Below are 24,738 nucleotides of genomic sequence, written 5' to 3' on the forward strand. Positions count from 1 at the left end.
AAACACCCATGCGCTTTGATGCTCGCCTGTACCTTCGCACCGAGTCTGCTGACCAGCCCGGCGTGACTCTGCAGTTCCGTCCAGTCAGTCAGCCGAACATGCCCCAGATCAATCTCACGGTCGATACGGCCGACGCCGCCGCGCTGAAGGTTGGTGCTGTCTACCGCTTTGAGGCAACTGAAATCACCCAGGAGGGTTGACCAGTCGTGCGTACCTTTGGCCGTTGGGCGGCGTCTCCGCTCGGTGCTGGTCTGCTGGTAGAGGATGGCGGATTGACCGTAGCCTCACCGGGGGCGGTTGTTCTTGCTCGCATCGCCAGGAGCACCTTTCCGCTTGCCGGTCCTGCCGGCGCTGAGTTCATGCTGTGGGGTGATGATCCTCTCACTGCGATCATCGGCCTCTGCAATGCCGCAGCGCCGTTGTCATCCGAATTGGGCGCATCCAACGGGGTGGGTTGGAAGCTGCACACCGGCCAAGTGGTTCGCAACGGCACGGTAATTGCCAGCGGCCTGCCAATTCCCGCCAAGGGAGAAGCGCTGGGCGTGCGCGTGCTGCCTGGCACACCCGCGCAGGCTCAGTTCTATCGTGATGGCCAGCAGGTGGCCAGCGTTGATGTCTCAGCGGGTGGCCCGTACTACTTCGCCGTGTCCATCGCCGCTACGAAAGCGCGCGGCCTGCGCTGTGTCGTGAACGCTGGCCAGTGGCAGGGGCTCAGTCCGGCAGCACTGGCGGGATGGGCCCAGGCTGCCGATCCGATCCCCACAATCCGGGTCGCAAGTGAGGACTACATGAGCGCGGCCAGCGACTCGCCAGCGAACACCGCGTTCGCTGGGATCATCGCTACCGAGGGCCTGAGCACAATCAGTGCAGTTTCGTTCTGGATGTGGGGCAACGAGTCGCGTGCCGGCAGCGCCCAGGTCCGCGTGCAGGACGCCGCAGGGATGCTGGATGCCGCTGCGCTGTCCGCTATTCGTGACGTGCCAGTTGCGGTGCGCCAGGTCGAGCAAGGCCAGTCGATGGCCGGTGCGGTGCCAGTCGCCCGCTATGTGCTAGATCGAATCGAGGTCGAAGACGACAGTTACAAGCGCCTGACGTTCAAGGACGCGCACAGTGACCTGGATGAGCCGCTGAGCAGGGCCGTATTTCTCCCGACCCATGGCGAGAGCATTGCCTGGCAGCCGCAGCCCGTGGTGATCGGGCTGGTGCGAAGCGTGCCGACCACGGCGGTAAACAGTGATGGTTCGCTGCAATGGATCTGCGATTCGCGCCTGCAATCAGTGATGAGTGTCCGTGACCGCGCAGTGGAGCTGGTTGCCGGCACCGCGTACAGCCTGGTTGCTGGTGGACAGCAGCTCTCTCTGCAGTCGCCACCTCTCGGGCCGCTGACGGCTGACGTTTCGACCATCGGAGCCGACCGGCCGGCAACGCTTCAGCAGGCGCTTTCCGACGTGTTCGGCCGTATCGGGAAGGCTGCATGGCAGAGTGCCGACGCCCTGGCCATCGATCAGGCTACGGGCTATGCCGGGGTGGGCTACTTTGCGGACGGCAACAGCACGCCGCGCGAGGCCTTGGCTGCGATCCTGGGCAGCTACTGCGCCGACTGGTGGCAGGATGGGGATGGCGTGCTGCGCCTGGCGCGATTGATCGACCCTGAGAGCGTTGCAGATGCGAGCCTGGCATTCGAGCTCGACCTGGTCGAGCTCGCCGCTCCGCTGGTTGTGATGCCGGACCTTGCCCCCGGGCTTACCCGACGCATGGGCTATCGGCCCAACGCGATAGTCCTGGCTGACGGCGATATGGCCACCGGCCTGGACCAGGTGCCGCCCAGCATCCGCAAGGAACTGTCCGCCAGCCACCGTGGCCAGGTTTACGCCACCGGGGATCTGCCTGCCTGCTACCAGCACGCGGAGGCCGCGCCAGCGGTGGAGTCATGCTTCGATAGCCGCGCTGACGCTCAGGCGGAGATTGACCGCGTCGTGAAGCTCTACGCAGTGCCCCGCAACTTCTATGCCGGCCGGATGACGGCGCGGCCTGACCTGCAGCTGCGGCCGGGCCAAGTCGGGCGCATCCGCTACCCGCGCTACGGCCTCACAGCCGGTCGAAAGGTGATCGTCACGGCGGTGACCAGCAACCCCATCACTGGCGAACAGACCCTTAAATTTTGGGGCGCATAAGGACTGCCACATGCTTATCGGATTCTCCCCTGCGGGCGTGACCGCTGCCGTTGATGGCGCCACTGCCGCAAACCCTGCCGCCTTGGCCGATGGGCGGCCCACAAGCATCGCTCGGCTCAGCGGTGGTACGTCGGCCGTCCGGCTGCGGTTGACCTGGCCAGCGGCCGCTGGTGTCCGTGTCGTTGGCATGCTCGGCTTGTCCTGCCCGGTCGGCACCTCCCTCAAGCTCACCGGGCGCAAGGCTGGTGATGCTACGTATGGCCAAGCCCTCGGTGGCACCTCGCTCACGCAAAAGGTGGTCGAGCTGGTGGACGGCAGCCGCGCGGCCTGGTGGGTGCTTCCAGCGGGTACTGTGGCCCTCATGGGTATCCAGGTGGAGATTGGGGTAGCGGGCCTGGACGTGGGCGAGCTGTTCGCCCACCAGGCGGTAGACCTACCCATTGAGCCCGGCTCAGAGACTGAGCGCATCGATCCAAGCATCGTGGAGCGCACCCTGGGCGCAGGCGTCAACGTGGTGGCGCGGCGCACCTATCGGCGTCTCCGCTTTACCCCTCAGACCGACCGCCTGCAGGTCGCTCGCCAGGGCGGCCTGGGGGGCGGGATGGACTGGGAGCGACTGGCGATGGCGGCTGCGGGTGGAGCGCGGATGTCGCTGGTGCCGCGCTGGGGAAAGGATGGCGCCCTGGACACGGAGGAGCTCCATCGGACGGCACTGTATGGCACGGTGGTGGCCGGGTCCGCTGGGCACGCTGGCGGCAACCAGTTCCGCAGCGGCGGGTGGGTCGCCGATGAGCTCCCCCCGATTTGAGCCCCGCTTGAGGCGGGGTTCTAACCCCGTATGAGGGGATGTCGAATGGTCAGGGAAAGGGGGCTCACAGGGTCAATTCAGCCCTGATCGGCCGGAGCTGGGGATTCTGCAAACCCCGTGTCCCGATTTCGCAGAGGGACTGTCCGCTTACATTCGTGCCGAAGGCCCTCATGCGCGCGTGATACACAGCGTGACGTTCGATCGATGTGATAATCATTCGCGTTTAAGGTAGACTGCGGTCCCTTGTGAACCGGCGGCCCTGGGCCGCTTCTGCCGCCGCTGATGAAGCATTTCGTCCCGCCTTCGCGCCGTGGTCCACTGGCCCGCGGCCTGGTCGCCTTGATGATGGGTCTGCTCCTGGCCACCCCGTACGCCCATGCGCAGCAGCGCAATCCGCTGCAGAAGATCGGCCACACCGTGCTCGACGAGCCGGCGGTCAGTTATCGCTTCGAGCATTTCGTGGTGGACAGTCCAGACCAGCAACGCCGCTGGCGGGTGAATGTGGCGATCCCGGCCAAGGCCAGCAAGGCGCCGCTGCCGGTGCTGTACGCGCTGGATGGCAATGCCGTGGCGATGGTGCTGGATCAGCCGTTGCTGGCCGAGCTGGCGGCACGCAAGGCGCCACCGGTACTGGTGCTGATCGGCTACGACAACGACCTGCGCATCGATTCGAAGGCGCGCACCCGCGACTACACCGCGTGGATCGACCGTGCCGACGACGAGAGCGGCACAACCCAGGCCGTCGGCGGTGGTGCCGCCGCTTTCCTCGACGTGATCGAACGCCGCATCAAGCCGGAGGTCGAGCGTCGCGCACGCATCGATACGGAGCAACAAGCGCTGTGGGGTCACTCGCTGGGCGGGTTGTTCGTGCTCAACGCGCTGTACACGCGTCCCGCCGCCTTCCAGTCCTATCTGGCGGCCAGCCCGTCGCTGTGGTGGAGCCAGGGCGCGGCGCTGGGTGATCCGGAACAGCAGTTCGTGCAGAACGTGCATGGCCAGCCGGCAAAGCTCTGGCTGATGCTGGGCGGTGCCGAGCGTGTCGGTGATCGCGGCAAGCGCGACATGAACAATCCGCGCGTGGTCGCGCACCTGCGCCGCATCGGTGGCGCCACCCCGGATGCGGCGATGCAGCTGTCCGAGCGGTTGGCCAAGGTGCCGGGCATGCGCGTGCAGTATCGCGAGTTCCCCGGCCTCGGCCACGGCCCGATGCTGCCTGCGTCGTTCCATGCCGCGTTACATGAACTGTACGGCGTGACCGACCGCAGCGCCGGTGACGGCGCGCCCAATGGCGGGGACAGCGCCGCCGAATGAATGCCTTCGCGCGCCATGCCGTGCGACCCCACTACCCAGGCGAGGCTGCCGGCGTGCAGCGGCCCAGGCAACCGATGAATCCCGCGTCACGTGGCGCGGCCTACGTGTGCAAGGAGCCTTCCATGTCGTTCCGTCCGTCTTTCCGTCTCACCTCTCTCGCCGCTGGCCTGTTGCTGGCCGTGACCGCCACCGCACAGCCGGTGTTCGATCAGCCGGCCAACGCCACCTTCAAGGGCGAGGTCGTCTCGCGCGGTGAGAACGTGGTTCCCGGCAGCACTGCCGACGTGGTCGGTCGCGGTTTCGTGCCGGGCCAGAAAGTCAGCCTGCTGCGTGGCGACAGGGTGCTCAACACGCAGCCGCTGGTGGTCGATGCCGATGGCAACTTCAAGACCCAGCTGAGCATTCCGGCCGACGCGGTGCCGGGTACCCACCCGGTGGTGGTGCGCGCCAGCCAGCCGGCTGCAGCCACCGTGCTGAAGCTGCGCGTGTCGCCGCAGCTGCCGCTGTCCGGTCAGGCGCAGTTCGCCACCCAGTCCAACAAGCTGGTGCCGGGCCTGTACCAGTCCGCCTACAGCGCCGCCAGCAATGCGGTGTTCGTGACATCGGCCGTGGGTCGCCCGCCGGTGACCCAGTCGCAGCTGCTGAAGCTGGACCCGAAGTCGCTGAAAGTGACCAAGGCGATCACCCCGGCGCAGGTGCCGGGCAGCACCAATGGTGCGGTGTACGCGGTCTACGGCGTTGGCGTGGATGACACCAACGGCAACGTGTGGGTCACCAACACCCGCCAGAACTCGATCGCGGTCTACCGCCAGAAGGACCTGTCGCTGGTCCACCAGTTCCCGGTCGATGCCGTGCCGCACGCGCGCGACGTGGTGGTTGATGGCACCCACGGCAAGGTGTTCGCCTCGGCCACGGGCGAGGACCACCTGTCGGTGTTCGATGCCAGGACCTTCAAGGAACTGCCGGCAGTGACGCTGGAATCCGGCGTGGACGACGGCAAGTTCACCCCGATGAGTCTGGTGCTGGACGAGAAGGGCGGCAAGCTGTTCACCGTCAGCATCGGCACCCCGGAAGCGGCGGTGATCGACGTGGCCAGCGGCAAGGTCGAGAAGGTCATTGACCTGGGCAATTCGATCAGCGCCTCGGGCGTGGCCTTCGACGCAGCGCGCAACCGCCTGTACGTGGCCTCGCAGGGCACCGACAACCTGCTGATCGTCGATGTGGCCGCCGGCAAGGTGCTGCACGATGTGCCGGTCGGCGCCGGTGCGCTGAACGTCGCCTTCGATGATGCCTCCGGCCTGGCCTACGTCAGCAACCGTGGCGCTGGCACGGTCACCGTGGTGAACGGTGACGGCAAGGTGGTCGCCAACCTCGACGGCGGCACGCTGCCGAACCACGTCCGTGCCGATGGCAAGGGCAACGTGTTCGCGGTGAACAAGTCGCGCGGTGCTGAAGATCCGAAGGGTGACCGCATCACCCGCATCACCCCGAAGCAGTAAGTCACACGGCGGGGCGGCGTGCGCGTCGCCCCGCCAGCAAGGAGAACAAGCATGAACATCGCGTCCCGTCTGCGCCTGTGTGCGCTTCCATTGGCTGTCTCGCTGGCACTGGCTGCCTGTGGCGGTTCATCGACGCCCTCGGACACTGGCAAGCTGGCTGAGCCTGCCGCCGCGACCGCGGCTGGCGAAGCCGCGTTGCCGGCTGGCTGGCAGCGCGTGGCCGGCACCGATATGCCGGCCGTGCGCGATCAGAAGGCTGTGCTGCCGGCCCAGGTGCATTCCGATGACGGCGCCGACGTCGAGGTGGCCGATACCAGCCGCATCATTGCCGGTGGTGACGACGTGATCGCGGTGATCGAGGCGCTCGGACTGGACAAGCAGGTGTTCGCCGCGCCGACCAACACCACCACCGGGGCCGGCCTGGCCGCGCCGCACCAGTTCCTGTTCAACCGCACCACCGGCGTGGAGGGCGTGCTGAGCCTGCAGGGCTCGCTGTTCCTCGGCAACAGTCTGCGCCGCCACACCGAACTGGCGAAGAAGCTGCGTGAGGTGGGTGAACCGGCGGTGGTCATCGATGACCTGCAGCCGGCGCCGGACAAGGTTCGCAAGGTCGCCGCCGCACTAGGGCTGGCCGAGGCAGGGCAGGCACTTGCCACACAGGTGCAGCGTCAGCTCGACGAGGCTGCAGCGATTGGCAAGGGGTTGGGCCATGCGCCACGAGTGATCCACGTCTCGGCCACCGGCGCCGGTGGCTCACCCACCGTTGCGGGTGCCGACAGTGCGTCGGCGCAGCTGATCGCACTGGCCGGTGGCGTCAACATCGGCACCGAAGCGGGAGTGAAGAACTACTCGCAGCTGAGCAATGAGGGCGTGGTCGCGGCGGCACCGGAAGTGATCCTGGTGACCGAGCATGACCTGCAGCTGTTCGGCGGTGCCGAGGGCCTGTGGAAGGCGTACCCGACGCTGAAGCAGACCCCGGCCGGGCAGGCCAATCGGGTCTGGGTGATGCCGGATGTGCAGCTGAAGTACACCAGTGTCGGTTCCGGTGCTGGTGCGCTGGCGCTGGCCAAGGCCCTTGCGGCGTTGCCGAAGGCATGAGTCCGGCGGATCGGCGCCGCCGTCGCGGGCGGACGATGTTGCTGGTGGCGTTGCTGGCACTGCTGGGGGCAGTGCTGGCCTCGTTCGCCGTGGGTCCGTTGCGGTTGCCGCCGCTGGAGGTAATGCAGGCGCTGGCAGTGAAGCTGGGGCTGCTCGACCCGCAGGCGGTCAGCAGCCGTGATCTGGCGGTGGTGTGGCAGTTGCGTATTCCGCGTGCCCTGTTGGGCGCGATGGTCGGTGCGTCGCTGGCGATGGCCGGTGCCAGCCTGCAGGGACTGTTCGGCAATCCGCTGGCCGATCCCGGCATTGTCGGTGTCAGCCAAGGTGCCGCACTGGGTGCAGTTGCCGCCATCGTGCTGGGTGCTGCGGGCGCGGCCGGTTGGCTGGTGCCGGTGGCCGCGTTCGCTGGCGGCGCACTGGCCATCGGCCTGACCTACGCGTTGGCCCGGCCCGGCAAGGGTACGGGCAACGCCACGCTGCTGCTGGTCGGCATCGCGATGGCGGCGTTCTGCTCGGCGTTGATCGGTTTCCTTACATATATCGCCAGCGAGAGCGAGCTGCAGTCGCTGGTGTTCTGGCAGATGGGCTCGCTGGCGCGCGCCAACTGGGCCGATGTGGCGGCCGTGGTGCCGTTGTTTGCCATCGGCGTGTTTGCGTTGCAGCGGTTGGCCACGCCGCTGGACATGCTGGCGCTGGGCGAGCGCCAGGCACAGCACCTCGGGCTGGATGTGACCCGCACGCGGCGTCGTCTGGTGGCGTTCAGTGCGCTGCTGGTGGGCGCAGCGGTGGCGTTTGCCGGTTCGATCAGTTTCGTCGGCCTGGTGGTGCCGCACGTAGCGCGCCTGCTGGTCGGTCCGGGCCATCGCTGGCTGCTGCCGTTGTCCGGCCTGCTGGGCGCACTGCTGATCGTGGTGGCCGACACCGCGGCTCGCACGCTCGATCCCCCGGCGGAGATTCCGCTGGGCCTGTTTTCGGCCGCACTGGGCGCACCGTTCTTCCTCTGGCTGGTGCTGCAGCAGCGCCGCAAGGCCGCGCCATGAGCGTGCTGCTGAAGCTGCATGAGGTGGTGGTACGCCGCCAGCAGCGCGAGATCCTGCACGGCATCTCGCTGGCGTTCGAACCGGGTACGGTCACCGCACTGGTTGGCCCGAATGGCGCGGGCAAGTCCACGTTGCTGGCTGTGGCGGCAGGTGACCTGCGTGCCGACGCTGGCGAAGTAAGCCTACTCGGCAAGCCGTTGGCCGGTTACAAGGCCGGGCTGCTGGCGCGCGAGCGCGCGGTGATGCCGCAGGAGCATGGCGTGCGCTTCGCCTTCAGTGTGGAAGAAGTGGTGGCGATGGGGCGGCTTCCGCATCCGCCGGATCCAGCCGTGGATGACGCCCAGGTGGAAGCGGCAATCGATGCCGCTGAACTGCAGGCGCTGCGCCTGCGCGAGGTGCAGCAGCTGTCGGGCGGTGAATCGGCACGGACCACGTTCGCGCGCGTGCTGGCGCAGGACACGCCGCTGCTGCTGCTGGATGAGCCAACCGCAGCGCTGGATCTGCGCCACCAGGAACGCACGCTGCGCAGTGTGCGCGCCTGTGCCGAAGCCGGTGCGTGCGTGATCGTGGTGCTGCACGACCTCAATCTGGCTGCGGGCTATGCTGACCGCATCGTGCTGCTGGAGCAGGGCAGGGTGGCAGCCGATGGCACACCGTTGCAGGTGCTCACCGAAGACAACCTGCAGCGGGTCTACCAGCAGGATGTGGTGGTGCTGGAGCACCCAAGGCGTGGGGTGCCACTGGTGGTGGTGACCTGATATCAGGGTGATGTCGTAAATAGCCGCGTCTTTGACAATACCCTGAGCTGCTTTCCGCTGATTCTCCGCCCTGCCACCGGGGAAGCTGGTGTGTTGGGCCTTGGGGTGGCAGGAGCTGCGCTGGCTGCGCCCTCCCTTCAGGTACGAGCGCTGCTAGTTGATTATTGCTTTGATGTTTCGGGCTGACTGACCATTGGGCATTCCGGAGCGGGGAAGTCCATATGTTCACCTTTGGTCGCGAGCATGAAATCAAATGCGCGATTAGCAGACACCACAAGGATGATGAGCTCCAGATGGTGCTTGCCATCGTCAGCGCCATTCACGATTTGAAGGACGGCATCGTTCCGATCGAGAGCGCAGTGAATGCGATTCGCAAGGGACTTGTGGACGGCGCCTCGGGGACATGGGAGGCATCTGGCAGCTGGCTTTGCAAGCTGAATGATGCGTATCCAACTACAGAGTGCGTCTGGTTTGAACTGGCATCGCACTCCACGGCCAAGGTGAGATTCCGAGTGGCTTGCCACATGCTTTGGATCTCAGAGGAGCTTGCCGCGAGGTTGTATCCGATACTCGCAAGAGATAGGAGCCGCCGCGTCAGGGAGCAGGCGCAAGGAAACTGGGACTACCTGCAGTACCCGGGAAAGTACGGTGGGGATTCATAGCCCCTATCTGGGGGGGGGGGCCAAACTCCAAGCAGTAGATCCTACTGGTCCGTTCCATGCGCAAGGGAGGACCCGATGAGCACTTGCTGGAATTGCTTGTCCTTTCCCGCGCATCTCAGAAAAGTTGCATGGCACTGGAGTGCTTCCGGTGGGATCGTGCTGGGAGACATGCACTGCTCCGAAAACAGTATGAATCGCGCGCACTACATCTCACTGCTCATCAGCCTTCTGGTGTTGCCCAGCTGTGCTCCTGGGCCTGGAAGTGCTGCGGAAATGCGATACATCTGCAACAGCCGCTTGGAGGGAGAAAGCGATCGCTGTGCAGATGAGGCTTTGGCAGCTCTGCAGCGCATTGTTGCCGTGCGTGAAAAGCGATTCGAGCGTAGGGATGACTGCTCTGCCATCTCCAGCCGGAGCGAGAGCGTGGGAATTTCGTTCTTTTCCCAGGTGTTGCGTCCGCTGGAATATCCGCCAGAGAAGCGCTCTGGCGGTGTGGCGCGCTTGCGGATGCACGTGGATGCCTCGGGTCTGCTTCAGTCCGTTGAGGTTGTTCAGTCAAGCGGTGATCCTGCACAGGATGCTGTTGCCATCGAGCATGCATGGGGATGGTGCTACGTCCCTGCGCAGCGCGCTGGAAAAGACGTCGGCGGCACAGTTGAGGAGACTTTCCCCTTTGACATCGAAGCGCCATAGTCCCGGTGGCCTCGATCGTGCCCGGTATCATGTTGGACTTTCCGCCATCAAAGGAATGACCCCATGCGATTCAAACTCCCGCGCTTTGCACTTCTTGTTTCGTGTGTTGCCACGACGTGCGCGGCCCACGCCGCGTCCGCATCCTCGGTCTCCCTGATCAAGGCCGCCGAGCAGGCCTCGCTGATCGAGAGCCGGTATTCCGCCGGCGGGGGCGCTCCGGTGGTTCCGGTGACGACCCGCTATTTCGCCAGTGATGAAGTGCTCATCAGCTGGGATGACCAGCAGGTGCTGATTCTGTGCAGGGAGGCGGTGTACCTGCAGATTCCTGCCGGCAAGGCAGGTGACGTTGCGCTGGCCGCTGAGCAGCGGCAGATGATTGCCTATCAGGCAATGATGTCCGGCCTGGGTTCGCTTGCGACCGTGGCCGAAGCGGCGGGGGATTCGGTGGTGGTGGCAGACGACGGTAGCGAGACCCGTCGCGCAGGTGAAAGCAGCTGGGCCTACGGGGTGGAACGCCATGACGTCACTACCCAGCGCATGGCCGATGGCGCGCTGCGGATCCGGGCGCGCAAGACCGAGACCGTGAACAAGGCCAAGCCTGCGGAGCCGGACGACATGTTCAGTACCGAAGACGACCAGGCGGCGCGACTGTCGGAGCTGGCGCCGGTCGGCAGCTGGACCGAGGTGGTGGTCCATGGCGGCCCGCGCCAGGCGCAGGTGGATCCGGCGATGTCGTTGAAGGGATGGATCTCGATGGGGGACGACCAGGCTGCGACCGTGGCTGAGGCGCGCAAGCTGCATGAGTGCAAGTGAGCTGAGCTGGGGTCAGGGCCCTTTGCCCGTGGCAAAGGGATCCGACCCCGAGACCCGTCGGCCTCATTGTTCTATTAATGTGCGCAATATTCACTTGCGCGCCAGATTGGCAGGTCTAGAATGCGCCCCATGAACCGGATGCCGCTCCTGAAGTTTTTCACCCTGACCCGCGCAAGCGCGGAACGGGCGTGTCTGCCTGGAGCCCCACGAGGCCGTTGAATCGGCCATCGCTGGACCTTCGACAGAGCGCCCTCCGGGGCGCTCTTTTCGTTTTCGTTTCTTGTGAGTCGACTAACAGTCGACTCTACCCAGTCGACCCTACCCAGTACCCAAGGAGAACGTGCCATGCACCAGATCGCCGAGACCGAACGCTAGCCGCGCACCCTGTCGCCAACCGGGGTGCGCGGCCCCCGAAGTTGGCTTTGCAGGAACCTTTCTCATGAACACCCAAGTCCTTTCCCGCCGTCGCAACCTCGGCATCATTGCCCACATCGACGCCGGCAAGACCACGCTGACCGAACGCCTGCTATGGAAAAGCGGCGAGATCCATCGCGTCGGCGAAGTGCACGATGGCAACGCGACCACCGATTTCTCGGCGATCGAACGCGAACGTGGCATCACCATCGGCGCTGCCGCCGTACAGGCGCAGTGGGCGCCACGCGACCTGCCGCCGCATCGGCTGACCCTGATCGACACTCCCGGCCACATCGACTTCGCCATTGAAGTCGAGCGTTCGCTGCGCGTGCTCGACGGCGCCGTGGCCGTGTTCTCGGCGGTGGACGGCGTGCAGCCGCAGTCGGAGACGGTGTGGCGCCAGGCGCGTCGCCATCGCGTGCCGCTGATCGCCTTCGTCAACAAGATGGATCGCGTCGGCGCCTCGTTCGAGCGCGTGCTGGAGCAGCTGCAGGACAAGCTGAGGGCGCGGCCGTGGGCGCTCGGTGTGCCACTGGGCAGCGAAAGCGACTTCAACGGCTGGGTCGACCTGGTCGATGAGCGCGTGCTGCACTGGCAGGATGGTGCCGTAACCACGGTGACCCCGTGGGACGACGCGGCGCGCACCCTGTGGCAGCCGCAACGCGACGCACTGGTCGAGGCCGTGGCCGACCACGACGAACTGCTGGCTGATGCCTGGCTGGAAGGTCGCGCGATCGATGCCGAACAGCTGCGCGCGGCGATCCGACGGGCGACGCTGGCCGGTGCGGGCGTGCCGGTATTGGCCGGTGCGGCCTTCAAGGACAAGGGCATCGAGACGCTGCTGGATGCGGTGGTCGATTACCTGCCGTCGCCGCTGGATCGGCCTGCCGTGACCGCCGAAAGCGAGAGCGGCGAGGTGGTGCTGCCGCCGGATCCGGACGGTCCGTTGGCCGGTCTGCTGTTCAAGATCACTCACCAGCAGCACGGCGCATTGAGCTTCGTGCGGCTGTACTCGGGCACCTTGAAGGTCGGTGATGCCGTGGCCAGTTCGCAGCATCCGCAGGGTCGACGTGTCAGTCGCCTGGTGCGGGTGCAGGCCGACCAGACCCACGACATCGAACAGGCCGTGGCCGGCGATATCGTGGCGGTGCTGGGCTGGAAGGATGCGGTCAGCGGTGAAACGCTGAGCGGCCGTGCGCAGCCGCTACGCCTGGAGAACATCCAGGCACAGGCGCCGGTGCTGGCCTGGCGGCTGGAGCCGGCGCGTGCGGCCGACCTGATCCGGATGGCGCAGGGCCTGGCCAGCCTGGCCCAGGAAGATCCCTCGTTCCGCGTCGAAACCGATCGCGACACGGCGGAGACCCTGGTCTGGGGCATGGGCGAGCTGCACCTGGAGGTGATGGTCGAGCGCCTGCGCAGCGAGTGGAAGGTCGAGGTGGGCGTAGGTTCGCCGCGCGTGGCCTATCAGGAGACACCGCTGCGTGCGATGAACGGCGTCGTCGGACGACTGGTCAAGCAGACCGGTGGCCAGGGCCAGTTCGCGCACGTGGTGCTGGATGTATCGCCGCGCGAGGACGACCAGGTGGTGTTCAACGACCGCATTGTCGGTGGCGTGGTGCCGCGCAGCTTCATCGCCGCGGTAGAGAAGGGCGTGCGTGCCGCGCTGTCGGAAGGTCCGCAGGGCCATCCGGTGGTCGGTATCGAGGTCAGTCTTGTCGATGGCCAGACCCATGCCAAGGACTCGTCGGAGATGGCGTTCCACCGTGCCGGTGCCGAGGCGATCAAGGCGGCGCTGGTGGAGGGCGGGACGCAGCTGCTGGAGCCGGTGATGGCGGTGACGGTGCATTCCCCGTCAGCGTCGGTGGGTGATGTGGTGGGCGATCTCAACCGTCGCCATGGTCGCATTGCCCGCATCGAGGACCAGGACGGTCGCGCCGAGGTCAGCGGCTTTGCGCCGCTGGCGCAGCTGGTGGGTTACACCACATCACTGCGTTCGCTCAGCCAGGGGCGGGCCAGCAGTGAGGCGCACCTGCATGGTTACGAGCCGGTACGCGCTGCATGAGGAAAGGTGAGGGAGCCCGTTCGCGGGCTCCCTTTTTTTGTCGTCGGGAACGCCCATCCACGCATGGCGTGGATCTACCGGGTGATCGGGTTGCAGGCCCTGCAGTAGATCCACGCCATGCGTGGATGAATTCGCATCGACACCGGGATAATGCACTGCATCGCAACAAAACTGCAGAAAAAGCTGGATTAAAGTGATGCCTCACGATAAATTGCGCACCCCCCGTTGCTCGCCGCCGCCCGCACCCCTCTCATGCGTGATGACAAAGACCCCGGAACCCTGGAGCTGACCCTGCCGCGAAAGCGCGGTCGTCCGCCCAAGTTCGGGTACGCAATGAGTGACGCGCAGCGCGCAGCGCGCTACCGCGCGCGCCGGGCCGGGCAGGCCAACCACGCCGATGTGCGCTCCTGCTCGGACATGGTGCTGCTGGACAAGATCCGCGCTGCGGTGAGCGCGCGCGACACCGAGCTGGCCGGGTTCCTGGTCCACGTCCTCTGGCAGCGCTACCCCCTGCAGTTGAAATAGGCCGTCGGTGGGGTGGCCGTTGTCATCGAGCTTGTTGATAATGCGGGATTCAGGTTGTTCCCGCTGGCGCGCCCGGGATGGCAGGCGCGCATGATCGAACGGTTCCCAAGATGACGACCACCAGCGACACCACCACCGAAGCGGCGCCGAGCAGCGCCCCCCTGTTCTACACCCGTCCGGTGCCGCTGCAGGCCGATGTGCATGCCGATCTGCGCATCCTGCCGGGCAGGCTCGAGTTTGCCGCCGGCAACAACGCCATTCCGCTGGTGCTGGGCGAGTTCTCGCTGGCCCTGCACCACTTCCCGATCCTGTTCGCCGGCCCGACCGCCGTGCCGATGGCAGCCGTGGGCGTGTCCGACCAGAACCTGTTCATCAAGGACGGCCTGTGGGAAGACGAGGCCTATATCCCGGCCTACCTGCGTCGCCACCCCTTCATCTTCATCGACACCGGTGCAGACAACGACTTCCTGCTGGGCATCGACGAAGAGAGCGCGCGCGTGGTCAAGGGCGGTGACGAAGGCCAGCCGCTGTTCGTCGATGGCAAGGCCACCGACATGGTGCAGCAGGCGTTGGAGTTCTGCGGCCAGTACACCCGCGAGCACGAACAGACCCAGGCCTTCTCCAAGGCGCTGATCGACAACGGCCTGCTGGTCGAGCGCAACGCCACCGTCCGCACTCCGGATGGCCGCGAGTTCAATCTCAACGGCTTCCTGGTGGTGGACGTCGAGAAGTTCGTAGCGCTGCCGGAAGCGACCGTGGTCGAGTGGCACCGCAGCGGCTGGCTGGCGCTGATCCACCAGCACCTGATGTCGCTGGGTCGCTTCAATGACCTGACCCGTCGCCAGGTCGAGCGCCTGGCGGCCTGATCAGGCCGATGGTGCGGCTTCCGCCTTGCGGGAGCCGTGCCACTGCTGCAATCCCCGCAGCAGTCGCCGCGCCTCGACCCAGTCAGGCGCGGCCTCATGCCCCAGTTCCCACAGGTCGGCCGCTGTGCCGGCCTGATCCGTTGCCCGGCACATCTGCAGCGTTCCCTGCAGCCGATGTGCATGATGGCGCAGTGTCGAGGTATCGGCGTCCTGCACGGCCTGTTCAATCCTGGCCAGCTCATGGGCAATGTCCGCAGCGTAATCCGGCTCGGCGCCAGGGGTGTCATCGGGCGCGGTGCCGTGCGCCGAGGGCGGCAGGTCCAGCGCCTGCAGCAGGCTCGCAACCTGCAGCGGCTTGACCAGGATGGCGTCGAAGCCGGCCCTTCGGCAGCGTGCCGCGTGCCGGCGCCCCATGCGGGCGGACAGGGCAATCACTCGCAGAGGTGCCTGTGCCTGCGCGCGCAGCTGCTGCGCCAGTGCATAGCCATCCGAGCCGCGAAGCCCGATATCCAGTACTACCGTGCCGCGCGGTCGTAGCGCATGCTCGGCCAATGCGGCGTCGGCATCGGCAACCGCGCGTACGTCGGCGCCCAGCCGACGCAGTTGCTCTGCGACGACATGCCGGCTGAGTGCATGATCTTCGACAAGGAGCAGGTCGATGCCGGTCAGTGGCGTCTGCTGCAGCGGCTCGATGGGCGGCTGATCGCCGTGAACGGCGCGGACCGGCAATCGCAGGGTGAAACGGCTGCCGCGCCCATGCACGCTGTGTGCGGTCAGGTTGCCGCCCATGGCAACGGCCAGTTCGTGCGCAATCGTCAGGCCCAGTCCGCTGCCGCCACGTCTCTGGCCATCCTCGTTCTGCTGGAATGGTCGGAACAGAAGCGCCAGTTGAGCGGGTGCGATGCCGATGCCGCTGTCGATCACATCCAGCAACAGCTCCCGGGGAGACAGGGCGGGTTGTAGTTGCAGGCGCACCTCGATACCGCCGACATCGGTGAATTTCAATGCATTGCCCAGCAGGTTGTCGACAATCTGACGCAGTCCATCAGCATCGAGCACAACCACTGGCGCTGGATCGGGCCCGCGATCCAACTGGAGTGACAGCCCTCTCCGCAGTGCCTCCGGCCGGATTGCTTCCAGTGCACGGGCACAGAGTTGGCCGACGTCGCAGGGCGTGGGATGCGGCCTGAAGCTGCCGCTGGCAAGGCGCGAGAACGCCAGCGAGCGATCGAGCAGCCTGCGCAGCGAGTGGCCGGCGGCAAGGGCAGCCGCGAGCAGTTCACGCTGCCCCTTGGGCAGGTGTGACTGGCTCAGCAGGTCGATCGAAGCCAGTACTGTCTGCGCGGAATTGCGCACTTCATGGCTGATCATTCCCGCCGCGCGCCCGAGGCGTTGTTCCGCGCGGCCGATTCGCCAGCGTAACGCCTGCCAGAGCACGGGCAGGCCGATGAGTGCCGCGGCCAGACACAGCAGCCAGAGCAGGAGCGGGGAACGCACCCGATCCAGTGCGCTCTCGATGGATGTGGGCAGCATCTGCTGCGCCCACAACTCCAGCAGGCCTGCGTGCTCTTCGAGGGTGATGGCGCGCAGCGCCTGATCGATGCGCGCCAGCAGCTGCTGGTCCTCCCGGCGGACAAGCAGGTGCAAATCGGTGGAGAATCCGCTGTCGAACGGGTGCAATTGCAGGTTTCCCGTGAAGTGCTGCCGGATCATCGAGTGCAGCGTTGCTTCCAGGCCGATCGCAGCATCGGCGTTGCCGCTTTCAACAGCGGCCAGGGCCGCATGGCGGTCGGGGAGATGCAGGAGGTGGATCCGGGGGTGGTGGATCGTCAGCCAGTCGGCATAGGGACCGCCTTCAACTACGGCCAGCAGCTGCGCCCTCACGCCGGTAATGTCACGGGGCGGGTGCTCGCCTTTACGCACAGCCAATACCGTCTTGCCGCCATGGAAGGCGCCGGAGGCCCTCAGGTCGGGACAGGGAAGCGGGTGATGCGAGGGGCTGCCCATGACCAGCACGAGGTCGGCCTCGTCCCGGCAGACGGCAGCGACCGCTGCGCTCGTGCTGGGGTAGTTGAGATCGCGGAAGCGCAGGCCGGAATGCCGAGCCACAAGCTTGGCATAGCCATGGGCGAGGGTGGGCAGTGCGCTTGAATCCGCCAGCGTTGGGGGGAGCGGTCGCAATGATGGCGCGGTGGCAACCCGCACTTCGCGGCCGGCGGACCATCTCCGCAACTGTGCATCCTCGGCCGATGCAGCCGGCAGCAGGATCAGGGCCAGCAACAACGTGCACGACGTGCGCAGACGGAGGCGAACGCGCCGCCTCATTGGATCTCCAGCTGCTGCCGCAGTGCATAGATCTCCGCATCATTGCGCAAACCGAGCTTGCGCAGGGCCGCGACCTTCTGGGTACTGACCGTCTTCACGCTGCGGTGGCGACGCAGCGCGATTTCCGAGACAGTCAGGCCGGCCAGGAGCAGATCCAGCACTTCGCGTTCATTGCGGCTGAGTTCCTCGCGGCACGCCGGGAACAGGCAATCGGCAGGGAGGCGGCACAGCCCCTGCGAGATGCGCACGATGGCATCAGACAGCATCTCCAGGGGCTCGGACTTGCTGACTACGCCGGAGATGCCGCTCGCCAGCAGGTGGTCGATGCGGGTGGATGGCGTCAGCGTGGCGAAGGCGAGCAGGGGAATATGTGGGAAGCACTCGCGCAGCAGCGGAACCAGCTCATCACTGCTGCGGTCGCCAGGCGCCAGGGTGAGATCGATGATGGCGACATCCACTGCCAACTGGCGCAGGCTGCCGATGAGCTCATCGCTGCGGGTGTGGCTGGCGACAATGCTGAAGCGGACGTCGTGGGACAGGTGCAGGGCGGTGCCGCGGCGGACGATTTCGTGATCGTCGAGGAGTGCCAGCCGCAGTCGGCGCGGTGCAGGATATCCATTCATGCGCAGGGAGGTGATCGGCGCCCGCAGGGCGTGGCGATCATTCTGGCGCCGCTGTCGCGTCGAGCATCGAACTTGTTGGAATTTTGCGATTATTCCTAAGAATCGATGCGTAAAGCCCATCAATTCAATGCCGCCGATTGATGAGGTGGATCGTCAGTACCCAATCAAGCGCTTCGGGGTACTTCGCTCGCGCTGCGCAGGTCGCGGGCCATTTCGCTGGTCGCAGCCCATCCGAGATCCGCATACAGTGGTTTCCCTTGGGTGGTAGCGTGCAGCACCGCGTAGGCCACCGCTCGTCCGGCGAATGCATGGTCGGCCAGTTTCATCAGTTGGCGGGCGATGCCGCGACGCCGATAGCCGGGCTCCACGTAGACATTGAGTACGTAGCCGCGCGTGTCCTGCTCTGGATGGGCGGGGTGGGGCGGCCAGTCGATCAGCATCAGGCCAATGCCTGCGATGGGTTGTCCATTGTCGGAAAGAACATGGCCGAAGTAGTCGCCTGACACCAGGCGCGGTTCGAGCCAGGTACGGAACGGGGCCGCCATCTGCTGAAGGATCTCTTCGCTCCGGCCGCTTTCACGGAACATCGCCTCTCGGTGAGCGCAGATGAGGTCGAGGTCGCACGGAAGGATCTGCCGGACTTCGAATCCATTCCAGGAGGTTGTGATGGCATCGTCCGCGGGGCTGTTCATCGATCGTGTATCCGTTCCGGCCTTGCTGGCCTGCCCAGCATCGTATCTGCAGGGCGCGTCGCGAGTGCACCACGTTGCAATGATTGATGATCGACTGATGCTCCAGGACGATCGACCCGGGCAGAAGGTGCCGCGTCATCGCACCGATTGCGGCACCCGCCTCAGCTTGCGGGTGTCGTAACCCATGGCCGCAATCCGCTCGACCGCCTGCTGGTAGTCACTGTCCGACACCTGCGGGGTGCGGGCCATGTACCAGACGTAATCGCGCTTGCTTCGTGCCACGATGGTCTGGCGGTAGCTTTCATCGAGCCAGGCGATCACGTACTCAGCCTGGATCGGCCAGATGAACTGCATGCCCCAGACCGCGCCGTTGCCTTCCTTCTCGACACGGCCGATGGGGTGCATGGACTTCTGTGGCGCTTCGAAGCTGCCTTTGCGGTACGTGAAGGTGGTCTGGATGCGTCCATCGGGGCGCAGGGCATAGCTCTCCACGGCGTCGAAGGCTTCGCGCTCAGGGCGCGACGGGATATGCGCGATCACGTACCAGTCGCCCATGAAGCGCGGCACATCCACCGACGGTGGACGCGGCAACGGGCGGGTGTCGCTGGAACTGCAGCCGGAACCGAACAGGCCGACCGCGATCAGGGGGAGCAGCGGAAACATGCGCATCGGGCACCTCAGCGGGGTCGGAACAGATAGTGGGCCACCAGCCACTGCTGGCCATGGTCGTAGCCGAACAGCTCGGCGCATGCCATCCAGAACATCCGCCAGCGCTGCCACCAGACCTTCGCTGCAGCCTGGCCATAGGTGGCGATCAACTCCGGCATCACCCGCTCGCGGGCCGCATCCTGGTTGGCCAGCCAGTGGTCGGCCGTGCGCTGGTAATGGGTGCCGTCCAGTAACCACCGTTGCTCCAGGCGCAGGTCGCGCTGGAAATGCAGCAGTGTGTCGGCCGCCGGCATCAGCCCGCCGGTAAAGAAGTGGCGACCCATCCAGTTGTCGCCGCCGTCTGTCTCGAACGGATACATCAGTGTGCGATGGGCGAAGATGTGCACGAACAGTGCACCGTCCGGTTTCAGCCACCGTGCGATGCCTGCCAGCAGGCGCTGGTAGTTGCGTACGTGCTCGAACATCTCCACCGAGATACAGCGGTCGAACCGGGCCGTCGGCAGGTCAAGCTGGTTGACGTCGCGGGTCATCACCTCGACGTTGCCCAGGCCGCGCGCCTGGCACTGCGCCCTGATGTACTGGCGTTGGCTGTGCGAGTTGGAGACGGCGGTGATATGCGCCTGCGGGTAACGTTCGGCCATCCACAGGGTCAATGAGCCCCAGCCGCAGCCCAGCTCAAGTATCTGCTGGCCATCGGCCAGTCCGGCGCGCTGGCCGTACAGTTCCAGCATGGCGTCCTCGGCCTGGTCCAGCGTTTCGCGCCCGGTGGCGTAGTAGCAGCTGCTGTACTTCAGCCGCTTGCCCAGGCAGGCCTGGAAGAATGCCGCGGGAACTTCGTAGTGCTGGCGGTTGGCCGCTTCGGTATGCAGCGCGAGTGGGCTGTCGGCCAGCTCGGCGATGCGCTGGCTGAAGCGTGCCGATTGGCCTTCGATGCCGCCTTCGCTTTCCTCATGCAGGCGTTGCGCGCACAAGCGGCGGATGCCCGCACGCAGCGCCGCATCGGGCACCAGCCCACGTTCGGCCCAGGCGATCAACCCGGTTTCCGCATCTTCGGCTGGGTTCAGTGACGGGATCGCGCTCATGCGGCATGCTCCTTGGAAGAACGGGGAAACCAGGGAAAGAACATCGGTGTACTGCACTGGTAGGCGCGATAGTCGTCGCCGCGGCTGCGCAGCGCCTGTTTCTCGGTGAATGGAATGCCGCTCAGATAGCGCAGGAACACGTACATCAGCAGCGGGCCGGCCCAGGCCAGCCACCACAGTGGCGAGCCGACCGCGAGCAGGACATAAGTGAACCAGTGCAGCCACTCGAAGAAGTAGTTGGGGTGGCGGGAATAGCGCCAGAGTCCGACGCGACAGGTGCGGCCCCTGTTCGCCGGGTCGGCGCGGAAACGCGCAAGCTGGCGGTCGGCCAGGCTTTCGCCGCCGACGCTCAGCAGCCAGACCAGCGCTGCGGCCACGATCCACAACGTCGTGCTTGTCTGCGGATTGTCAGCCACCGCGACGAAGGGCAGGGCGAACAGCACGACCAGCAGCGCCTGGGCCATGAAGAAGCCGAAGATCTTGCCTTGATGCCCTTGCCAGTGCTCGCGCAGATAACGGTAGCGGCCGTCTTCCTGTTCGTGGCGGACCCGGTGCCACAGGTGCAAGGCGAGTCGACTGCCCCACAGGCCACCGAGCACGCCGAGCGCCATCCGTGGCGCCGCCGCACCATCGCCGAGCCACGCCAGCAACAGGGCTGATGCGCCCACGCCCTTGGCCCAGAGCACATCGACCACGCCGATGTTGTCGTGGCGGCGCTGCCAGGCCCAACCCCAGCTCATCACAAATACGGCATACAGCAGGACCCACAACAGATTGATCATGACGGTGCTCCTGCCAAGGGCGGCGGGAGGGTGCGGGAGCCGCGACGAGCGGCCATGCACAGCAGCGAAAGCGCGATGCTCCAGCCCACACCCAGCACCAGCAGGCCCTGCCACAGCGGCGCAGTGAAACGGACCGCCTCGAAACCGCGCGCTGCGGAGAGATACGCCAGCGGGGCCAGCAACAGGCCGAACAGGGCTGGCAGGGCAGGGTGGCGCAGCAGGAAGCGCATCGACGTGGTCAGCGTCATCGCAAACGCGGCCCACAACGCCATGATCCAAAGGGGCGGAGTCCAGCCCGGCGGGGCAGCAGCGTAGCGCACGGCGCCGCTGGCGGCGGCACTGGCGTCGACCAGCCACGCGCAGGCCAGCGCCAGCAGCATCAGCCGAAGGTCCAGTCGAGGGTGCGGTGAAGTCAGCAGCTGGCTGCCGATATAGATCGTTGCGGCCAGCAGCGCCGGCCACTGCCAGCCTCGCCCTGCGCCGGCCACGGCACACAGCCAGACCAGCTGGTTGCCAAGCAGATTGGTCCAGAACCGGCGCATGTCAGCGGCTGTCGCCCGCAGCGAGGACGGGCCGGTGGTCCGGACGGGCCAGCAGCAGATGCGAGACGCCGATCGAACGTTCCAGGAAGCCGCCCTCGCAATAGGCCAGATAGAATTCCCACAGCCGGCAGAAGCGTGCATCAAAGCCCTGCGCCTGCACCGCAGGCAGCTGGGCCAGGAAACGTTGGCGCCAGGCGCGCAGGGTCAGTGCGTAGGAGTGGCCGAAATCCTGCTGGGCGATCAGCTGCAGGTCGCTGGATCGGGTCTTGGCGGCCATGATCGCGTTGATCGATGGGATGAAGCTGCCCGGAAATACATAGCGCTTGATGTAGTCGACGCTGCGCCGGGCCTGTTCGTAGCGATGGTCCTCGATGGTGATGGCCTGCAGCAGGGCAACGCCATCCGGCTTGAGCAGGCGTTGCAGTGTAGCCATGTAGGTGTCCAGGTACTCGGCGCCGATCGCTTCGATCATTTCGATCGATACCAGCTTGTCGAACTGGCCCTGCAGGTCGCGGTAGTCCTGCATCAGCAGCGTGATCTGATCCTGCAGGCCCGCCGCCTCTACGCGTTGGGCGGCCAGCGCATGCTGTTCCGCGGAGATGGTGGTGGTGGTCACATGGCAGCCATAGTGCTGGGCGGCGTGTACCGCGAAACCGCCCCAGCCGGTGCCGATCTCCACCACGCGGTCGCCTGGCTTGAGTTGCAGCTGCTGGCAGATGCGGTCCAGCTTGCGCCGCGAGGCGGATTCCAATGGCTCGGATTCGCTGGCGAACATCGCCGACGAGTACATCAGGTCCGGCGACAGGAACAGGGCAAAGAAGTCGTTGCCCAGGTCATAGTGCGCGGCGATATTGCGGCGACTGCCTTCGCGGCTGTTGCGGCGCAGGCGGTTCCAGGCCCGCAGCATCCCCCCACCCAAGCGGGCCGGGCCACGCTCCATGCCGTCGAGCAGATCGCGATTGCGCACCAGCAGCCGGATCAGTGCCACCAGATCATCGCAGTGCCACTCGCCCTGGATGTAGCTTTCACCTGCGCCCACGCTGCCTTGCGCAGCAACCTTCCGATAGAACGCCGGGTCATCGATGGTGACGGTGACATGCAGTTCATCATGGGCATCGCCCAGCCAGACTTCGCCGAGTGCATCGCGCACGCACAGCCGACCGTCGCGCATCGGGGCCAGCTGGGCCAGCAGGCGGCGGCGCAGGAACGCGTCCAAGGCGCCGGGGCGCGGCAGGGCAACCCAGGGAGTCATCGAGTTCATCGCGGTTTCTCGGCAAGAGTGGGGTGGTCGTACACCGGGTTGCGTTTCAACCACAGCCGCAGTGCGTGCCAGTGAATGGCGGCCACCACCTGGGTGGTCATCAGGGGATAGCAGGCCAGGACCCGGGCCAGCCCGCGGCCATCCAAGGCACGCCGCTGCATGGCCTGGGTGGCGTCAAACTGGCGCACGCCGTCCCGCCAGACCTGCATGTGCACGCGCAGGTCCTGGTCGGGGCGGTTGAATCGCCAGTCGTAGCCGCAGTCCATCGGCATGAACGGCGAGACATGGAAGCACTTGTCGAACTGCCAACGCAGTGAGCTGCCTTCGTGCGTGGCGGTGGCGACCGGCAGCACATAGGCGTGCCGTTCCTTCCAGGGCGTGTTGGTGATCTCGGCGACAATGCAGTCCAGCGTGCTGCCGTCTGCCTGGTAGCAGTAGTAGAAACTGACCGGGTTGAACACGTGCCCGGCAAAGCGAAGATGGGTGAGCAGGCGCACCGGGCCGGTCGGCCGGTAGCCAAGCGTGTGGGCAGCGTGATCGCGGATGGCATCGGCCAGTGGCCGTGCGGGATCGCCGAAGTAGTCGCTGCGGCGGAACTCGGCCAGGTTGCGGCGATTGACCGACCACAACCAGCGCCCGTCGAACACCGTATCGAGTTCGTCCAGATCGAGCAGCAGCTGGGCGATGGGGTAACGGAAGGCATGCGGGTGCGGATGATGCCGGCGATGCATCACCTGCCCGATGTAGAGCGCGCTGGCACTCATGCCGCCACCTCATCCGCGGCGGATGCCAGCCGATGTGGAGCGCAGGCCTGCAGGGCATCGACCACGCGGCGGGCGCTGCGGATGCCATCCTCATGGAAGCCCCAGCCCCAATAGGCGCCTGCGAACCACGTATGGCGACGGCCCTGCAGTTCCGCCCAGCGCTGTTGCGCGCGCACTGCGGCATGGTCGTGCACCGGGTGGGCGTAGCGCAGCGTACGCAGTACTTTGGCCGGATCGATTGCCTCGCTGCGGTTGAGGGTAACCACCAGGGGCGTATCGCCGGGCAGGCCCTGCAGCAGGTTCATGCAGTAGCTGACCGTGCAGGGCGCGGCGCGATCCTCTGGCACGTGCGCGTTCCATGCCGCCCACGCCTTGCGGTTGCGCGGCAGCAATGACGCATCGGTGTGCAGCACCGCTTCATTGGTTTGATAGCGGATGGCGCCGAGCACGTCGCGCTCGATGGGGTCGGCGTCGCGCAGCAGCGCCAGGGCCTGGTCGCTGTGGCAGGCCAGGATGACCTCATCGAAGCCTTCCACGCCGGCCGCGCTGTGCACGCGCGCGCCCCAGCGCATGCGCTCGACCGACTGCACCGGGCACTCCAGCCGCTCATGCACCCGCCAGCGGGCGCGCAGGGCATCGACATAGCGTGCCGATCCGCCGCTCACCACCCGCCACGGCGCGCGCCCGCTCATCTGCAGCATCTGGTGGTTGGCCATGAACTGGGCCAGATAGCGCGCCGGGAAGTCCTGCACGGTGGCGGTCGGTGAGGACCACAGTGCCGAGGCCATCGGCAGCAGGTGCTCGTCGATGAAGGCCTCGCCATAGCGCTGGCTGCGCAGGTACTCGCCGAGCGTGGGGCCGTCTTCCTCGGCCAGCAGCAACGGCGCATCCCGATAGAACCGGCGCAGGTCGGCCAGCATGCCCCAGAATCGAGGTGACACCAGGTTGCGGCGCTGGCAGAACAGGCCATCCAGCGAGGTGGCGTTGTACTCCACGCCGCTGCGCTCGCTGTGCATCGAGAAACTCATCGTGGTCGGCTGCGAAGTCACACCCAGCTCGTCGAAGAGTGCGGTCAGCAGCGGATAGTGCTGGGGATTGAACACGATGAAGCCGGTATCCACCGCCATGCGTGTGCCATCCACCTGCACGTCGTGCGTGTGGGTATGGCCACCGAGGTAGTCGTTGGCCTCGAACAGTGTGACGTCGTGCTGGCCATCGAGCCACCAGGCACTGGCCAGCCCCGCGATACCCGAGCCGATGACGGCGATGCGCATG

At 66.0% G+C, this 24,738-nt stretch carries 24 protein-coding genes; 14 read left to right on the forward strand and 10 right to left on the reverse strand.

The window, feature by feature from the left end; all coding sequences use genetic code 11:
* Positions 1 to 8 precede the first annotated feature (8 nt).
* The 14 genes from ACZLHH_RS11430 to ACZLHH_RS11495 all read left to right on the forward strand — a co-directional run bounded on the left by ACZLHH_RS11430 (position 9) and on the right by ACZLHH_RS11495 (position 14,723).
* Complete coding sequence (locus ACZLHH_RS11430) at positions 9 to 200, forward strand: hypothetical protein (protein WP_154263128.1); 192 nt, start codon at positions 9 to 11, stop codon at positions 198 to 200.
* Between the two features lie 6 nt (positions 201 to 206).
* A complete protein-coding gene (locus tag ACZLHH_RS11435) occupies positions 207 to 2,174 on the forward strand; it encodes a hypothetical protein (RefSeq protein ID WP_180844236.1) in 1,968 nt (655 codons plus the stop codon).
* Positions 2,175 to 2,184: 10 nt separating this feature from the next.
* A complete protein-coding gene (locus ACZLHH_RS11440) occupies positions 2,185 to 2,982 on the forward strand; it encodes a hypothetical protein (protein WP_180844237.1) in 798 nt (265 codons plus the stop codon).
* 282 nt (positions 2,983 to 3,264) lie between these two features.
* Positions 3,265 to 4,293, forward strand: a complete 1,029-nt coding sequence (locus tag ACZLHH_RS11445; RefSeq protein ID WP_149908477.1) for an alpha/beta hydrolase — start codon at positions 3,265 to 3,267, stop codon at positions 4,291 to 4,293.
* A gap of 122 nt (positions 4,294 to 4,415) precedes the next feature.
* Positions 4,416 to 5,792 (forward strand): YncE family protein, encoded by a 1,377-nt coding sequence (locus tag ACZLHH_RS11450; RefSeq protein WP_149908478.1) that lies wholly within the window; start codon positions 4,416 to 4,418, stop codon positions 5,790 to 5,792.
* Positions 5,793 to 5,843: 51 nt separating this feature from the next.
* Positions 5,844 to 6,890: a heme/hemin ABC transporter substrate-binding protein gene (locus tag ACZLHH_RS11455; RefSeq protein ID WP_149908479.1), complete on the forward strand. Its 1,047-nt coding sequence runs from the start codon at positions 5,844 to 5,846 to the stop codon at positions 6,888 to 6,890.
* Positions 6,887 to 7,930, forward strand: a complete 1,044-nt coding sequence (locus ACZLHH_RS11460; protein ID WP_014037165.1) for a FecCD family ABC transporter permease — start codon at positions 6,887 to 6,889, stop codon at positions 7,928 to 7,930. Before ACZLHH_RS11455 ends, ACZLHH_RS11460 begins: the two co-directional genes overlap by 4 nt.
* Positions 7,927 to 8,688 (forward strand): heme ABC transporter ATP-binding protein, encoded by a 762-nt coding sequence (locus tag ACZLHH_RS11465; RefSeq protein ID WP_149908480.1) that lies wholly within the window; start codon positions 7,927 to 7,929, stop codon positions 8,686 to 8,688. The genes ACZLHH_RS11460 and ACZLHH_RS11465 overlap by 4 nt, the downstream gene beginning before the upstream one ends.
* A gap of 221 nt (positions 8,689 to 8,909) precedes the next feature.
* Complete coding sequence (locus tag ACZLHH_RS11470; RefSeq protein ID WP_149908481.1) at positions 8,910 to 9,350, forward strand: hypothetical protein; 441 nt, start codon at positions 8,910 to 8,912, stop codon at positions 9,348 to 9,350.
* A gap of 75 nt (positions 9,351 to 9,425) precedes the next feature.
* Positions 9,426 to 10,043, forward strand: a complete 618-nt coding sequence (locus ACZLHH_RS11475) for an energy transducer TonB family protein (protein WP_149908482.1) — start codon at positions 9,426 to 9,428, stop codon at positions 10,041 to 10,043.
* 63 nt (positions 10,044 to 10,106) lie between these two features.
* Positions 10,107 to 10,856, forward strand: a complete 750-nt coding sequence (locus tag ACZLHH_RS11480) for a hypothetical protein (RefSeq protein WP_149908483.1) — start codon at positions 10,107 to 10,109, stop codon at positions 10,854 to 10,856.
* A gap of 439 nt (positions 10,857 to 11,295) precedes the next feature.
* Positions 11,296 to 13,332, forward strand: a complete 2,037-nt coding sequence (gene fusA / locus ACZLHH_RS11485) for an elongation factor G (RefSeq protein ID WP_149908484.1) — start codon at positions 11,296 to 11,298, stop codon at positions 13,330 to 13,332.
* Positions 13,333 to 13,584: 252 nt separating this feature from the next.
* Entirely contained in the window at positions 13,585 to 13,857 is a 273-nt protein-coding gene (locus ACZLHH_RS11490) for a hypothetical protein (protein WP_005409616.1), read from the forward strand.
* A gap of 110 nt (positions 13,858 to 13,967) precedes the next feature.
* Entirely contained in the window at positions 13,968 to 14,723 is a 756-nt protein-coding gene (locus ACZLHH_RS11495) for a SapC family protein (RefSeq protein ID WP_032127340.1), read from the forward strand.
* On the opposite strand, the gene ACZLHH_RS11500 is transcribed toward ACZLHH_RS11495, so the two are convergent.
* From ACZLHH_RS11500 to ACZLHH_RS11545, 10 genes are all read right to left on the reverse strand, one after another.
* Complete coding sequence (locus ACZLHH_RS11500) at positions 14,724 to 17,048, reverse strand: ATP-binding protein (protein WP_081352231.1); 2,325 nt, start codon at positions 17,046 to 17,048, stop codon at positions 14,724 to 14,726.
* Positions 17,045 to 17,791: a LuxR C-terminal-related transcriptional regulator gene (locus ACZLHH_RS11505; RefSeq protein ID WP_223224608.1), complete on the reverse strand. Its 747-nt coding sequence runs from the start codon at positions 17,789 to 17,791 to the stop codon at positions 17,045 to 17,047. The genes ACZLHH_RS11500 and ACZLHH_RS11505 overlap by 4 nt, the downstream gene beginning before the upstream one ends.
* Before the next feature lie 44 nt (positions 17,792 to 17,835).
* Positions 17,836 to 18,363: a GNAT family N-acetyltransferase gene (locus tag ACZLHH_RS11510; RefSeq protein ID WP_032127338.1), complete on the reverse strand. Its 528-nt coding sequence runs from the start codon at positions 18,361 to 18,363 to the stop codon at positions 17,836 to 17,838.
* Positions 18,364 to 18,498: 135 nt separating this feature from the next.
* Positions 18,499 to 19,032 carry a lipocalin family protein gene (locus ACZLHH_RS11515; protein WP_049421983.1) on the reverse strand — a complete coding sequence of 178 codons (534 nt, stop codon included), beginning with the start codon at positions 19,030 to 19,032 and terminating at the stop codon, positions 18,499 to 18,501.
* 8 nt (positions 19,033 to 19,040) lie between these two features.
* Positions 19,041 to 20,114 (reverse strand): SAM-dependent methyltransferase, encoded by a 1,074-nt coding sequence (locus ACZLHH_RS11520; RefSeq protein ID WP_478478784.1) that lies wholly within the window; start codon positions 20,112 to 20,114, stop codon positions 19,041 to 19,043.
* Positions 20,111 to 20,896 (reverse strand): DUF1295 domain-containing protein, encoded by a 786-nt coding sequence (locus ACZLHH_RS11525; RefSeq protein ID WP_149908486.1) that lies wholly within the window; start codon positions 20,894 to 20,896, stop codon positions 20,111 to 20,113. The genes ACZLHH_RS11520 and ACZLHH_RS11525 overlap by 4 nt, the downstream gene beginning before the upstream one ends.
* On the reverse strand, positions 20,893 to 21,438 hold the full coding sequence (locus ACZLHH_RS11530) for a DUF2878 domain-containing protein (protein ID WP_132810094.1): 546 nt from the start codon (positions 21,436 to 21,438) through the stop codon (positions 20,893 to 20,895). The genes ACZLHH_RS11525 and ACZLHH_RS11530 overlap by 4 nt, the downstream gene beginning before the upstream one ends.
* Before the next feature lies 1 nt (position 21,439).
* Positions 21,440 to 22,699: a class I SAM-dependent methyltransferase gene (locus tag ACZLHH_RS11535; protein WP_180844238.1), complete on the reverse strand. Its 1,260-nt coding sequence runs from the start codon at positions 22,697 to 22,699 to the stop codon at positions 21,440 to 21,442.
* Positions 22,696 to 23,463, reverse strand: a complete 768-nt coding sequence (locus ACZLHH_RS11540; protein ID WP_132810095.1) for a DUF1365 domain-containing protein — start codon at positions 23,461 to 23,463, stop codon at positions 22,696 to 22,698. The genes ACZLHH_RS11535 and ACZLHH_RS11540 overlap by 4 nt, the downstream gene beginning before the upstream one ends.
* Complete coding sequence (locus ACZLHH_RS11545; protein WP_149908488.1) at positions 23,460 to 24,737, reverse strand: NAD(P)/FAD-dependent oxidoreductase; 1,278 nt, start codon at positions 24,735 to 24,737, stop codon at positions 23,460 to 23,462. The genes ACZLHH_RS11540 and ACZLHH_RS11545 overlap by 4 nt, the downstream gene beginning before the upstream one ends.
* Between the last annotated feature and the right edge of the window lies 1 nt (position 24,738).

The sequence above is a fragment of the Stenotrophomonas sp. 28608_Sma genome (genome assembly GCF_056486185.1).